This is a genomic window from Pseudomonas sp. DCB_AW (genome assembly GCF_026240895.1).
Classification (GTDB): Bacteria; Pseudomonadota; Gammaproteobacteria; order Pseudomonadales; family Pseudomonadaceae; genus Aquipseudomonas; species Aquipseudomonas kermanshahensis.
The window spans coordinates 1-12701 of the sequence record NZ_JAPFCE010000104.1 but is presented as its reverse complement, the minus strand read 5'-3'; the positions used below and the strand labels follow the sequence as shown (position 1 = coordinate 12701).

At 63.1% G+C, this 12701-nt stretch carries 13 protein-coding genes; all 13 read right to left on the bottom strand.

Going from position 1 to position 12701, the window contains the following annotated elements:
* Positions 1 to 86 precede the first annotated feature (86 nt).
* On the bottom strand, positions 87 to 1025 hold the full coding sequence (locus tag OO306_RS26780) for an LD-carboxypeptidase (RefSeq protein WP_265970295.1): 939 nt from the start codon (positions 1023 to 1025) through the stop codon (positions 87 to 89).
* Positions 1026 to 1111: 86 nt separating this feature from the next.
* Complete coding sequence (gene lipA / locus OO306_RS26775; protein WP_027592615.1) at positions 1112 to 2128, bottom strand: lipoyl synthase; 1017 nt, start codon at positions 2126 to 2128, stop codon at positions 1112 to 1114.
* A 2-nt stretch (positions 2129 to 2130) separates the two neighbouring features.
* A complete protein-coding gene (gene lipB / locus OO306_RS26770) occupies positions 2131 to 2778 on the bottom strand; it encodes a lipoyl(octanoyl) transferase LipB (RefSeq protein WP_027592614.1) in 648 nt (215 codons plus the stop codon).
* On the bottom strand, positions 2778 to 3053 hold the full coding sequence (locus OO306_RS26765; protein ID WP_012312556.1) for a DUF493 domain-containing protein: 276 nt from the start codon (positions 3051 to 3053) through the stop codon (positions 2778 to 2780). The genes lipB and OO306_RS26765 overlap by 1 nt, the downstream gene beginning before the upstream one ends.
* Positions 3054 to 3128: 75 nt before the next feature.
* Positions 3129 to 4289 carry a D-alanyl-D-alanine carboxypeptidase family protein gene (locus OO306_RS26760; RefSeq protein WP_027592613.1) on the bottom strand — a complete coding sequence of 387 codons (1161 nt, stop codon included), beginning with the start codon at positions 4287 to 4289 and terminating at the stop codon, positions 3129 to 3131.
* Positions 4290 to 4483: 194 nt separating this feature from the next.
* The gene (locus OO306_RS26755) at positions 4484 to 5488 is read right to left on the bottom strand and encodes a septal ring lytic transglycosylase RlpA family protein (RefSeq protein ID WP_027592612.1); all 1005 of its coding nucleotides are present in this window, start codon (positions 5486 to 5488) and stop codon (positions 4484 to 4486) included.
* Complete coding sequence (gene mltB, locus OO306_RS26750; protein ID WP_085272343.1) at positions 5488 to 6498, bottom strand: lytic murein transglycosylase B; 1011 nt, start codon at positions 6496 to 6498, stop codon at positions 5488 to 5490. The genes OO306_RS26755 and mltB overlap by 1 nt, the downstream gene beginning before the upstream one ends.
* A 17-nt stretch (positions 6499 to 6515) precedes the next feature.
* Positions 6516 to 7619, bottom strand: coding sequence for a rod shape-determining protein RodA (rodA, locus tag OO306_RS26745; RefSeq protein ID WP_050580719.1), 1104 nt, complete (start codon positions 7617 to 7619; stop codon positions 6516 to 6518).
* A 38-nt stretch (positions 7620 to 7657) separates the two neighbouring features.
* Positions 7658 to 9547, bottom strand: coding sequence for a penicillin-binding protein 2 (mrdA, locus tag OO306_RS26740; RefSeq protein ID WP_265970294.1), 1890 nt, complete (start codon positions 9545 to 9547; stop codon positions 7658 to 7660).
* A 16-nt stretch (positions 9548 to 9563) separates the two neighbouring features.
* A complete protein-coding gene (gene rlmH / locus OO306_RS26735; RefSeq protein ID WP_023382530.1) occupies positions 9564 to 10031 on the bottom strand; it encodes a 23S rRNA (pseudouridine(1915)-N(3))-methyltransferase RlmH in 468 nt (155 codons plus the stop codon).
* A gap of 9 nt (positions 10032 to 10040) precedes the next feature.
* A complete protein-coding gene (gene rsfS, locus OO306_RS26730) occupies positions 10041 to 10460 on the bottom strand; it encodes a ribosome silencing factor (protein WP_027592608.1) in 420 nt (139 codons plus the stop codon).
* Positions 10461 to 10502: 42 nt separating this feature from the next.
* On the bottom strand, positions 10503 to 11162 hold the full coding sequence (gene nadD / locus OO306_RS26725) for a nicotinate-nucleotide adenylyltransferase (RefSeq protein WP_027592607.1): 660 nt from the start codon (positions 11160 to 11162) through the stop codon (positions 10503 to 10505).
* A 1-nt stretch (position 11163) separates the two neighbouring features.
* A complete protein-coding gene (locus OO306_RS26720; RefSeq protein WP_099430539.1) occupies positions 11164 to 12435 on the bottom strand; it encodes a glutamate-5-semialdehyde dehydrogenase in 1272 nt (423 codons plus the stop codon).
* Positions 12436 to 12701 lie beyond the last annotated feature (266 nt).

The window sequence follows — 12701 nt, the reverse complement described above, 5'->3', positions numbered from 1 at the left end:
GACACAAGGCCGCTCCTACAAAAGTACGCGGTCCCCTGTAGGAGCGGCCTTGCGTCGCGAAAGGGGCGCAACGCGGCCCCACGATCTCAAGCCCTAAACAAATCCTGCTGCAACACCAGCCTCATCTCCCCACTGTCCAGCACCACCTCAGCCCCCAGCGGCAAGCACACGTTCGGATCACAATGCCCACTGCGCCACCCGGCCAGCACCGGCACGCCCAGCGGCCCGAAAATGTCCTGCAGCAGCGGCGTCAACGCCGCCACGGTGATCCCGGCAAAATCCCCCACCAGCACCCCCTTTACCCCCGCAAGCTTGCCCGCCAGGCGCAACTGGGTCAGCAAACGATCCACCCTGAACAACGGCTCGTTGACGTCTTCGATAAACAGAATGCAGCCCTGCGTATCGATCTCTGCCACCGTCCCCAGGGTCGCCCCCAGCATCGACAGGTTGCCCCCCAGCAAACGCCCGCGGGCAACCCCCGGCACCACGCAGCTCAACGCAAAGTCGGCCGGGTGCGCGATCGCATCGCCTGCACCCACCTGCCCAATCAGTTGCGCCAGCAGCGACGACTCGGTCGGCTCTAGTTTGGCGCCCAACAGGTCGGCATTCAGCATCGCCCCATGGAAGGTCAGCAACCCGGCTTTGCGCTGGATAGCCGTGTGCAGCGCGGTGATGTCGCTGTAGCCGATCAGCGGCTTGGGGTTGCAACGGATCAGGTCAAAGTCGAGGCTGTCGAGCAGGCGCATGCTGCCATAGCCGCCGCGCATGCACAGGATGGCGTCGATGGCCGGGTCAGCAAAAGCATCGTGCAGGTCCTGCAGCCGCTGCTGATCGGGCCCTGCCAGGTAGCCCTGCGCCTGTTCAACGCCTGGGTAGATACGGCAGCGGTAGCCACGCTCGGTGAACCACTGGCTGGCCTTTTGCGCATCCAGCCGCGCTGGCCCGGCCGGGGCGACGATGGCAAAGCAGGCGTTCTCCCCCAGGGCAGCGGGCAGTCGGGATTCAACGGTTTCGGCGCAATTCATTGCAACTCCTTGCAGTGCAGGGCACACAAACAAAAATGCCGATGCGGCCTTTCGGCGCGCATCGGCACGGGTGCTTCAGACCAGGCTCAGAGCTTGATCTTGGCTTCGTGAGCCTGCTGGTCAGCATGGTACGAAGAACGCACCAGCGGGCCGGAAGCCACGTTCTTGAAGCCCATCTTGTAGCCTTCTTCGGCGAACCAGGCGAAGGTATCCGGGTGCACGAAACGCTGCACCGGCAAGTGGCTGCGCGACGGCTGCAGGTACTGGCCGAGGGTCAGCATGTCGATGTCATGCTCGCGCATGCGGTGCATCACTTCGATGACTTCTTCGTCGGTCTCGCCCAGGCCGAGCATCAGGCCCGATTTGGTCGGTACGTGCGGGACCATCTGCTTGAACTTCTGCAGCAGGTCCAGCGACCAGTCGTAGTCCGACCCCGGACGCGCGGCCTTGTACAGGCGCGGTACGGTTTCCAGGTTGTGGTTGAAGACATCCGGCGGCTCTTGCGCGGTGATCTCCAGGGCCACGTCCATACGGCCACGGTAGTCCGGGACCAGGGTTTCCAACTGCACGCCCGGCGACAAAGCGCGGATCTCGCGGATGCAGTCGGCAAAGTGCTGGGCACCGCCATCACGCAGGTCGTCGCGGTCCACCGAGGTGATCACCACGTACTTCAGGCGCAGGTCGGCGATGGCGACGGCGAGGTTCTTCGGCTCATCGAGGTCCAGTGGCTTCGGTCGGCCGTGGCCAACGTCGCAGAATGGGCAACGACGGGTGCAGATGTCACCCATGATCATGAAGGTCGCAGTACCGCCCGAGAAGCACTCGCCCAGGTTCGGGCAGGAGGCCTCTTCGCAGACGCTGTGCAGCTTGTGCTTGCGCAGCAGTTGCTTGATGCGGTCTACCTCGGGCGAGACCGGGATGCGCACGCGGATCCAGTCAGGCTTTTTCGGCAGTTCATCGGTAGGGATGATCTTTACCGGGATGCGCGCGACCTTGTCGGCACCACGCAGTTTGACCCCAGCTTCCACCTTCTTCGGCGCTGGGCGCGGGGTGGCATCCTGGGTAGGTATCAGGTTCGGCACGGCTTCTTGCACAGTTGTCATATTCAGTCGATTCCGCCCGTGAGGGTCGTCTGCTCAGCGTAGTCGAGGTGCTTGACCAGCTGTCCGCGCAGCCTTGTCCTGACCTCGTTGAGTTCGATCGGGCCTGCCAGATCGCGTAGCTGGGTCATGGCCAGCCCCGCATAACCGCAGGGGTTGATTCGGCGGAATGGCGCAAGGTCCATGTCCACGTTCAGGGCAAGGCCGTGGAACGAACGGCCGTTGCGGATTCGCAGGCCGAGGGAGGCGATTTTCGCTCCATCGACATAGACACCCGGGGCGTCGGGCTTGGCCGCCGCCTGGACATCGTAACTGGCAAGCAGGTCGATCAGGGTCTGCTCGATGCGGCTGACCAGCTCACGTACCCCAAACCCCAGCCGCCGCACATCCAGCAGCAAGTAGGCCACCAGTTGCCCGGGGCCATGGTAGGTCACCTGGCCACCGCGGTCGGTCTGCACCACCGGGATATCACCCGGAATCAGCAGGTGCTCGGCCTTGCCGGCCTGGCCCTGGGTGAAAACCGAAGGGTGTTCGACCAGCCAGATTTCATCCTGGCTGTCGGGCCCTCGCTGCTCGGTAAAGCGACGCATGGCTTCCAGCACCGGTTCATAGGGCTGCAGGCCAAGATCGCGAAAACCGAGACAGGCTGACATCAGAGCACCATTTTCACGATGCCGGTAGCGCGCAGGGCGCTGTTGATATCGTGCAGCTGGTTCTCGCTCTCGGCAACGATGTGCAGTTGCACCGTGGTGTACTTGCCTTCCTTGCTCTGGCGCTCGGCCAGCGTGGCGAGGTCGACCTTGGCGTGTTTGCTGAGGACTTCGATGACCATGTCCTTGAAACCGACAACGGTATCGCCGATGACCTTGATCGGGTAGTCGGCGCAGGGGAATTCGATTTTGTGCGACTTGACGTCAGGTTCGCTCATAGCGGAAACGGCCTCGTAAGCCGTGGCAACAACAACGCCCCCGCCTGAACAGCGGGAGCGTGGCAGGTCACGTTATCAGTTGAACAACCCGTAGAAGAATAGACGGATGCTATCCCACATACGGCGGAAGAAACCACCTTCCTCGACGCCATCGAGGGCGATCAGGTCGGCGCTGTGAACCACGTTCTCGTCCAGTTTGACTTCCACTTTGCCGATCACGTCACCTTTGGCGATCGGTGCGGTGAGCTGCGGGTTCATGGTCATCGAAGCCTGAAGGCGCTTCAATTGGCCTTTAGGCATAGTCATGGTCAGGTCGTTGGCCAGGCCAGCTTTAACCTGGCTGGTGGCGCCCTTCCAGACTGGAGCCTGGGTCAGCTCGGTGCCTTTCTGATAGAAGGTCTGAGTTTCGAAGAAGCGGAAGCCGTAGGTCAGCAGCTTCTGGGTCTCGGCAGCACGGGACTGCTCGCTGTTGGTGCCGAACACCACGGCGATCAGGCGCTGGCCGTCACGTACGGCCGAAGCCACCATGCAGTAACCGGCTTCGTCGGTGTGGCCAGTTTTCAGGCCGTCGACGGTCTTGTCACGCCACAGCAGCAGGTTGCGGTTCGGCTGCTTGATGTTGTTCCAGAAGAACTCTTTCTGCGAGTAAATCGCATAGTGGGCCGGGTCGACGTCGATGATCGCGCGCGCCAGCAGGGCCATGTCGTGCGCCGAGGAGTAGTGCTCGGGGTTCGGCAGGCCGGTCGGGTTCATGAAGTGGCTGTTGGACATGCCCAGGTCAGCGGCCGTCTTGTTCATCATGTCGGCGAAGGCGTCTTCGCTGCCGGCAATGTGCTCGGCCAGCGCAACAGACGCATCGTTACCCGACTGGATGATGATGCCGTGCAGCAGGTCGCTGACAGTCACCTGGCTGCCAACCTTGATGAACATGCGCGAACCGCCGGTACGCCAGGCGTTTTCGCTGACGGTGACCGGGTCGTTTTCACCGATCTGGCCGCGGCGAATGTCCAGGGTGGCGATGTAGGCGGTCATCAGCTTGGTCAAGCTGGCTGGCGGCAGGCGCTCGTCACCGTTGTTCTCGACCAGCACGTTGCCGCTGGACGCGTCCATGAGTACGTAGGACTTGGCTGCCAGTTGCGGTGGTGCCGGCATCATCTGCTCTGCCGCGAAAGCAGCAGGCGTGATCATCAGCAGTACGGGCAGGCAAAGTCGTTTGGCAAGGTTGGTGATGTTCATCCGTCTCTCGAAAATCGCTAATGGTCTGAGATGTTGCCTGGGCCACATCGTGTGCCCAGCGCCAGTCAGTCTAGTTTTTAAGGCCTTGGGCCGAGCCCGCACACTGCGGCTTTATGTCGCTGCGGGCAAAAGCGGACATTGTACATGCCCGCGCCCGTCAATTCATGACAAAACCGACAGTTTGGCCGGTGCGGTCAGTCAGCTGTGACCAGCTTGGCCTGCCCCAAGTTCGCCAGGCGAATGCTGTTCTGCGCCTGCTGGATCTCGCCCTGGCTGCTGATCGGCCCCAAACGCACGCGGTGCAGGGTTTGCTGGTTACGCACGATGGAGCTGATGAACACCGGCGCGCTGACCATGGTGCTCAGTTTCGAACGCAGCAGTTCGGCGGCGTCCGGGTTGGCGAAGGCGCCCACCTGCAAGAAGCTCCCGCCGTTGCCTGCCGGCACATTGTTGCCGCCGACTTGAACGGGCACTACGGGGGCTGCGTGCTGCTGGGGTGGCGGCGTCCACTGCTCGACACGGCCGGTGCTGGCCGGTATCGACTGGGTCTGGGCAACCTGAGGCTCCTTCAGCACCAACGGTGGCTGCTGGCCACGCTGGGCCCACCATTGTTGCGGGTCGATACCTTCGACGCGCACATGCGCGGTGCCGATTTCGGCGTAGCCGAGCTTCTTCGCCGCCGCGTAGGACAGGTCGATGATACGGTCGGAGTAGAACGGGCCACGGTCGTTGACCCGCAGGACCACGCTGCGGCCGTTGGCCAGGTTGGTCACCCGCACATAGGCCGGCAGCGGCAAGGTCTTGTGCGCCGCGCTCATGCCATACAGGTCATAAAGCTCGCCGTTGGCCGTGTTCTGCCCGTGAAACTTGGTGCCATACCACGACGCGGTACCCTCGGCGCGGTAGTTGCGCGAGTCCTGCATCGGATAGTAGGTCTTGCCCAGTACCGTGTAAGGGTTGGCCTTGTAGTTGCCGGTGTGCACGGTTGGCGTGGCGTCGGGGATCTTGTTCACGTCCACGTCCCACCACGGCGCACCGTCCTTGTGGGCACGGTTGATGTCCAGGCCGGGCTGGGCGCGGACTGTATTACCGCTTTTCTGGGTGGTGGTCGGGCGGCTGGAAGAGCAGCTGACCAACAGCATGCCGACAGTCATGCAGGTCAGCAGCTTGAAGGTAGTGGCAGAGATGATTGCGCGCATTACTTGACGCCCCGTGCTTGGACCAGCTGTTCCGAAAGCTGATGCACCGCCATGGCGTACATCACGCTGCGGTTGTAGCGAGTGATCGCGTAGAAGTTCTTCAGGCCCATCCAGTACTCGGGGCCGTTTTCGCCCTCCAGGCGGAAGGCGGTGACCGGCAGATCATCGCGCAGCGCATCATGACTCGACCAGCCCAGCGCCCGCAACTCCCCGACAGTCTTCACCGGCTCGATACCCGTGGTCAGGCCTTCATCAACCCGCTCGCCCTGCACCCTGGCGCGGCTGACCACGCCTTCGCCGGCCACCCAGCCATGGCGCTTGAAGTAGCTGGCTACGCTGCCGATGGCATCGTCCGGGTTGTTCCAGATATTGATGTGGCCATCGCCGTCGAAGTCCACGGCATAGTTGCGGAAGCTGCTCGGCATGAACTGCGGCAAGCCCATGGCGCCTGCATAGGAGCCTTTGAGCGTGAGCGGGTCAAGCTGCTCGGCACGGGCCAGCAGCAGGAACTCGCGCAACTCCTTGCGGAAGAATTCGGCCCGCGGCGGGTAGTCGAAGCCCAGCGTCGAGAGGGCGTCGATGACCCGGTAATTACCGGTATTGCGGCCGAAAAAGGTCTCTACGCCGATGATCGCGACGATAACTTGCGCCGGCACCCCGTATTCCTGCTCGGCCCGCGCCAGCACCGCTTCGTGCTGGCGCCAGAAGTCCACACCGCGGGCGATGCGCGCGTCGGTGATGAACATCGGACGGTAGTCCTTCCACGGCTTGACCCGTTCGGCCGGCCGCGAGATGGCATCGAGAATTGACTGTTTACGCTGGACCTCACGGAACACGCCCATCAGCTGCTCGCTGGCAAAGCCGTAGTCGCGGGTCATTTCGCCAACGAACTCGGCCACTTGGGGCGAGCCTTCGTAGTCGCCGGCATGGGCCAGCTGGACAGCGCCGAACAGGCCCACCGCGCCGATCCACGGCGCACAACGGGCAGCCCAGTTACGCACTGCTTGCATGAAATTCTTCACCTTATTCAAACCTGTGCGATCCATTTGCGGTGCGTATGGATCGACATCAGAACGCCAAACGCTGACAGCAGCGTCACCAACGAAGTTCCGCCATAGCTGATGAAGGGCAGCGGCACGCCCACCACGGGCAGAAGGCCGCTGACCATACCGATATTGACGAACACGTATACAAAGAAGGTCATCGTCAAGCTGCCCGCCAGCAGCTTGCCGAACAGGGTCTGCGCCTGGGCCGTGATCATCAGGCCGCGACCAATCAGCAGCAGGTAGACGATCAGCAGCAGGCAGATGCCGACCAAGCCGAACTCCTCACCGAGCACGGCGATGATGAAGTCGGTGTGGCTCTCGGGCAAAAAGTCCAGGTGCGACTGGGTGCCCAGCAGCCAGCCCTTACCGAATACCCCGCCCGAACCGATCGCAGCCTTGGACTGGATGATGTTCCAGCCGGTGCCCAAGGGGTCGCTTTCCGGGTCGAGGAAGGTCAGCACGCGCTGCTTCTGGTAGTCGTGCATGACGAAGAACCACATGGCCACTGCCACCGGCACCGCCGCCGCTACCACACTGACAATCCAGCGCCAGCGCAGCCCGCCCATGAACAGCACGAACGCACCGGAGGCCAGAATCAACAGCGCCGTGCCCAGGTCGGGCTGACGAACGATGAGGATGAACGGCACGCCGATCAACACCAGGCTGATCGCCACATGCTTGAGGTGTGGCGGCAAGGTGCGCTTGGACAGGTACCAGGCGATGGTCGCCGGCATGATGATCTTGAGAAATTCCGAGGGCTGGAAGCGAATCACCCCGGGGATGTTGATCCACCGGGTGGCGCCCATGGCGTTGTGGCCCATCACGTCCACCACCACCAGCAACAGCACCCCGGTGACGTAGGCCAATGGCACCCAGCGCGCCATGAACCGCGGCTCCAGCTGGGCGATGACGAACATCGACACCAGGCCGATGCCGAACGAAGTCGCCTGCTTGAGCAGCAGGTCCCAGTTCTTGCCACTGGCCGAATACAGCACGAACAGGCTGCCAGCCGCGAGGGTCAGGAGGATGACCAGCAACGGGCCATCGATATGGATGCGCTGCAGGAAGCTGGCGCGCCGACGCATCACATCCTCGCTGGAGAGCATGCGATCGAAATTGTTCATCACAGGGCCGATTCCTGGGTAACGGTGGCGGGAGCGAACTCGGACTTGAGCCGGCCGTGCTCGTCGAGCAACCAGGCGTCCATGATTTGGCGCACCACGGGTGCGGCGACGCCAGAGCCGGATTCGCCGTTCTCGACCATCACCGACACCACGATCTTCGGGTCGTCGGCCGGGGCGAAGGCGACGAACAGGGCGTGGTCGCGGTGGCGTTCCTGAAGTTTGTTGCGGTCGTATTTCTCGCCTTGCTTGATCGCCACCACCTGGGCAGTACCGCTCTTGCCGGCGATGCGGTACTGGGCGCCGGCAGCAGCCTTGCGCGCGGTACCACGGGCGTTGTGCATCACCTGCTCCATGCCGTGGGTCACCTTGGCCCAGTCCGACTTGTCACGCAGGATGATGTTTTCCATCGGGTTCTCGTCCACCGGCGGTTGGCCTTCGATGGTCTTGGCCAGGTGCGGGCGGTTCCACACGCCTTTGTTGGCGATCAATGCGGTGGCCTGGGCCAGCTGCAGCGGCGTGGCTTGCATGTAGCCCTGGCCGATCCCGAGAATCAGGGTTTCGCCGGGGAACCAGGCCTGGCGGCGGGTGGCACGCTTCCATTCGCGAGACGGCATCAGGCCGGCGGATTCTTCGAACATGTCGAGCGAAACCCGCTGGCCGATGCCGAACTTGTTCATGTAGCTGGACAAACGATCGATGCCCATCTTGTGGGCAAGGTCGTAAAAGTAGGTGTCGTTGGAGCGCATGATCGCGGTATCCAGGTCGACCCAGCCATCGCCAGAGCGGTTCCAGTTACGGTATTTGTGATCGTAGTTGGGCAGTTGGTAATAGCCTGGGTCGAACACCCGGCTGCCGGCATTGACCACGCCACTGTCCAAACCGGCGATGGCCACCGCAGGCTTGATGGTCGAGCCGGGGGGGTACAGCCCGCGCAGTACGCGGTTGAACAACGGCCGGTCGATCGAATCCCGCAGCTCGGCATAGGCCTTGAAGCTGATGCCGGTGACGAACAGGTTAGGGTCGAAGCTTGGCTGGCTGACCATCGCCAGCACTTCGCCGGTACGCGGGTCGAGCGCCACCACCGCGCCACGACGGCCACCCAGGGCGGCCTCGGCGGCTTCCTGCAGCTTGATGTCGAGGCTCAGGACGATGTCCTTGCCAGGCTTGGGGTCGGTACGCTTGAGCACCCGCAGCACGCGGCCGCGGGCGTTGGTCTCGACTTCCTCGTAACCGACCTGGCCGTGCAACGCATCCTCGTAGAAACGCTCGATACCGGTCTTGCCGATATGGTGCGTACCGCTGTAGTTCACAGGGTCGAGGGTTTTCAGCTCTTTCTCGTTGATACGCCCGACATACCCCACCGAGTGCGCAAAATGCGCACCTTGCGGGTAATGCCGCACCAACTGCGCGACCACTTCCACGCCGGGCAGGCGGAACTGGTTCACCGCCACCCGGGCGATCTGCTCTTCGCTCAGTTCGAACAGGATGGGCACCGGCTCGAACGGCCGACGGCCCTGGCGCATGCGCTTCTCGAAGATGGCGCGGTCGTCGTCAGTCAGCTCCAGCACTTCGACGATATTGTCCAGCACTTCCTGCCAGTTACCCGCACGTTCACGGGTCATGGACAGGCTGAAGCTGGGTCGGTTATCGGCGATGATCACCCCATTGCGGTCGAAGATCAGCCCACGGGTCGGCGGAATCGGCTGCACATGCACCCGGTTGTTCTCCGACAGCGTCGAGTGATAGTCGTACTGGATGATCTGCAGGTAATACAGCCGCGCGATCAAAACGCAGATAAGCAGCATGATCGCCACCGCGCCGACCACGACGCGGTTACGCACCAGGCGGGCGTCTTTCTCGTGGTCCTTGAGACGGATCGGCTGCGACATCGGACTGCTTACAGGCTCATTTGTGGTAAGGGTGCCCGGACAACACGGTCCAGGCGCGATAGATCTGCTCGCCGATGAGTATCCTTACCAACGGGTGCGGCAACGTCAGCGGCGACAGCGACCAGCGTTGCTCAGCGCGTGCGCAAACCTCAGGCGCCAGCCCTTCCGGGCCGCCCACCATCAAATTCACCGTGCGCGCATCCAGGCGCCAGCGGTCCAGCTCGGTAGCAAGCTGCTCGGTACTCCAGGGCTTGCCATGGACCTCGAGGGTGACGATGCGTTCCCCAGGCTGAACCTTGCTCAGCATGGCTTCGCCCTCCTGACGGATCAGGCGAGCGACGTCGGCATTCTTGCCACGGGTATTCAGCGGGATTTCCACCAGCTCAAGCGACAGCTCCGGGGGCAGGCGCTTGGCATATTCATGCCAACCGTCCTCGACCCACTTGGGCATGCGCGAGCCGACCGCGATCAGGCGCAGACGCACGACGCTTCCTTATTCCCGGTCTTTGAGCTTGTCGGAGTACTCGTGGGCGTGGTCCGGGCTGTGGTGCTTGCCATCGGCGGCACGGCTTTGCTCGGCACCCTGCCACAGGCGCTCCAGGTCGTAAAACTGGCGGGCAGCGGCGGTCATCATGTGCACGATGACATCGTTCAGGTCCAGCAGCACCCAGTCGCTGTCGCCCTTGCCTTCTTCACCCAGGGGTTGGGCACCCTTGGCCTTGACGGCTTCACGGACCTTTTCGGCCATCGCGTTGATCTGGCGGTTGGAGGTACCGGTGGCAATGATCATGTAGTCGGTCAGGCTGTGCTTTTCACGCACGTCGATGACCTGGATATCCTGGGCCTTGACGTCTTCCAGCGCTGCCTTGGTCACTTGGACCAGTTCTTCGCCGTAAATTTTCTGCTTGGTCATATAAAACTCGTTCAACTTGTTGGATGAGGTGCCGGAGCACCGTCAGTTAGGCACACGATACAGTTCGTGTGCCTCGATGTAGGCCAGTACGGCGTCCGGCACCAGGAACCTCACCGATTTGCCGCTGGCCAGCAGCTGTCGGATCTGTGTAGCCGACACCGCAAGCGGTGTCTGCCAGACGAACGAAATATTTCCCGCCGGGCCGGACATGGCGGTGGGATCGCTCTCGGAGCGCGCAGCCAACAGGTTGCGCAGCTCGTCAGGGGGCTCAACGTCGGCATCCGGGCGTTGCAGCACCAGGATGTGACAGTGTTGCAGCAGCTCTTCCCAGCGGTGCCATGCGGGCAGGCCACAAAAGGCATCCCAACCCAACACCAGGAACAGCTGGTCGTCAGCGCCCAGTTCGGCGCGGATCGACTCCAGGGTGTCGATGGTGTACGACGGCTTGTCGCGGGCAAGCTCGCGGGCATCCACGCTCAGGCAGGCGACGCCCTGCACGGCGCTGCGCACCATGGCCAGGCGATCTTGCGCGGCCACTTGCGGGGTGTCGCGGTGCGGCGGCCGGGCATTGGGCAACAGGCGCAACTCGTCCAACGCCATCAACTCGGCCACTTCCAGCGCGCTGCGCAGGTGGCCGATGTGAACGGGGTCGAAGGTGCCGCCTAGAATGCCGATGCGCCGGACTGCCTGGGCCTTGCTCAACTCAGCAGGACTCCTGGCCGCGTAGCTGGCCGTCGCCGATCACCACGTACTTCTCGCAGGTCAGGCCTTCCAGGCCAACCGGGCCGCGGGCATGCAACTTGTCGGTGGAGATACCGATCTCCGCGCCCAGGCCGTACTCGAAACCGTCGGCGAAGCAGGTTGGGGTATTGAGCATCACCGACGCCGAGTCGACCTCTGCCATGAACTGGCGGGCCTGGCCCTGGTGCTCGGTGATGATCGAATCGGTGTGGTGCGAGCCATAGTGGTTGATGTGTTCGATGGCCTGGTCCAGGTCATCGACTACACGAATCGACAGGATCGCATCCAGGTATTCGGTGTGCCAGTCGTCTTCGCTGGCCGGCTTGGCCTCGATGAGCGCACGCGTGCGCTCACAGCCACGCAGCTCGACGCCCTTTTCCTGGAAACGGCGGGCCATTTCCGGCAGGAAGCGCTCGGCTACGCGCTGGTCGACCAGCAGGGTTTCCATGGCGCCACAGATGCCGTAGCGGTAGGTCTTGGCGTTGAAAGCGACGCGCCAGGCCTTGTCCAGGTCGGCATGTTCGCTGACATAGACATGGCAGATGCCGTCCAGGTGCTTGATGACCGGCACCCGCGCATCGCGGCTGATACGTTCGATCAGGCCACGGCCACCGCGCGGCACGATCACATCGACGAACTCGGGCATGCTGATCAGCGCGCCCACGGCTTCGCGATCGGTGGTCTCGACCACTTGCACTACCGCCGCCGGCAGGCCGGCCTCGGCCAGGCCACGCTGGATGCAGGTGGCGATGGCACGGTTGGAGTGGATGGCCTCGGAGCCGCCACGCAAGATGGTCGCATTGCCGGACTTCAGGCACAGGCTGGCGGCATCGATGGTCACGTTCGGGCGCGATTCGTAGATGATCCCGATCACCCCCAGGGGTGCACGCATCTTGCCGACCTGAATACCCGATGGGCGGTAGCTCATGTCGCGGATGGCACCGACCGGGTCCGGTAGGCTGGCCACCTGGCGCAAGCCTGTGATCATGCCGTCGATACGCGCCGGGGTCAGCGCCAGGCGGTCGAGCAGTGCGGGCTCCAGGCCATTGGCACGGCCTGCGTCGAGGTCCAGCGCGTTGGCGGCGGTCAACTCGGCGCGGGCAGCGTCAAGTGCATCGGCAGCCGCTTGCAGGGCGCGGTTCTTCTGCGCGGTGCTGGCACGGCCGATCACCCGGGAAGCCTGGCGAGCAGCGCGACCCAAACGGGTCATGTAGTCAAGAACGGACTCAGTCATGGGTTCGGTGTCTTGGCGAAGGGGAAATCGGCTGATTATAACTGTCGCGCAGGTATACGCCCAGCGGCGGGTGGCGGATGGTAGAAAATGGCGGGCTTGGCTTGGTTTTTAGCACCCGGCAGGTCGGGCGCCGCATGCGCGGCGCTTCGCAGCACAAGGCTGCTCCTACAGGAGATGGGCGGCGCCCAAAATCAAAAATGCGCGTTGCCATGGGGCGGCTGGGTGACCGCCGTTCGCCCAACACCCCCGGCCTGATAGGCCCGGTG

What these genes read in the sequence shown, in the direction of transcription:
- OO306_RS26780 (WP_265970295.1), bottom strand. Translation starts at nt 1,025, where the DNA reads ATGAATTGCGCCGAAACCGTTGAATCCCGACTGCCCGCTGCCCTGGGG.
- lipA (WP_027592615.1), bottom strand. Translation starts at nt 2,128, where the DNA reads ATGACAACTGTGCAAGAAGCCGTGCCGAACCTGATACCTACCCAGGAT.
- lipB (WP_027592614.1), bottom strand. Translation starts at nt 2,778, where the DNA reads ATGTCAGCCTGTCTCGGTTTTCGCGATCTTGGCCTGCAGCCCTATGAA.
- OO306_RS26765 (WP_012312556.1), bottom strand. Translation starts at nt 3,053, where the DNA reads ATGAGCGAACCTGACGTCAAGTCGCACAAAATCGAATTCCCCTGCGCC.
- OO306_RS26760 (WP_027592613.1), bottom strand. Translation starts at nt 4,289, where the DNA reads ATGAACATCACCAACCTTGCCAAACGACTTTGCCTGCCCGTACTGCTG.
- OO306_RS26755 (WP_027592612.1), bottom strand. Translation starts at nt 5,488, where the DNA reads ATGCGCGCAATCATCTCTGCCACTACCTTCAAGCTGCTGACCTGCATG.
- mltB (WP_085272343.1), bottom strand. Translation starts at nt 6,498, where the DNA reads ATGCAAGCAGTGCGTAACTGGGCTGCCCGTTGTGCGCCGTGGATCGGC.
- rodA (WP_050580719.1), bottom strand. Translation starts at nt 7,619, where the DNA reads ATGCGTCGGCGCGCCAGCTTCCTGCAGCGCATCCATATCGATGGCCCG.
- mrdA (WP_265970294.1), bottom strand. Translation starts at nt 9,547, where the DNA reads ATGTCGCAGCCGATCCGTCTCAAGGACCACGAGAAAGACGCCCGCCTG.
- rsfS (WP_027592608.1), bottom strand. Translation starts at nt 10,460, where the DNA reads ATGACCAAGCAGAAAATTTACGGCGAAGAACTGGTCCAAGTGACCAAG.
- OO306_RS26720 (WP_099430539.1), bottom strand. Translation starts at nt 12,435, where the DNA reads ATGACTGAGTCCGTTCTTGACTACATGACCCGTTTGGGTCGCGCTGCT.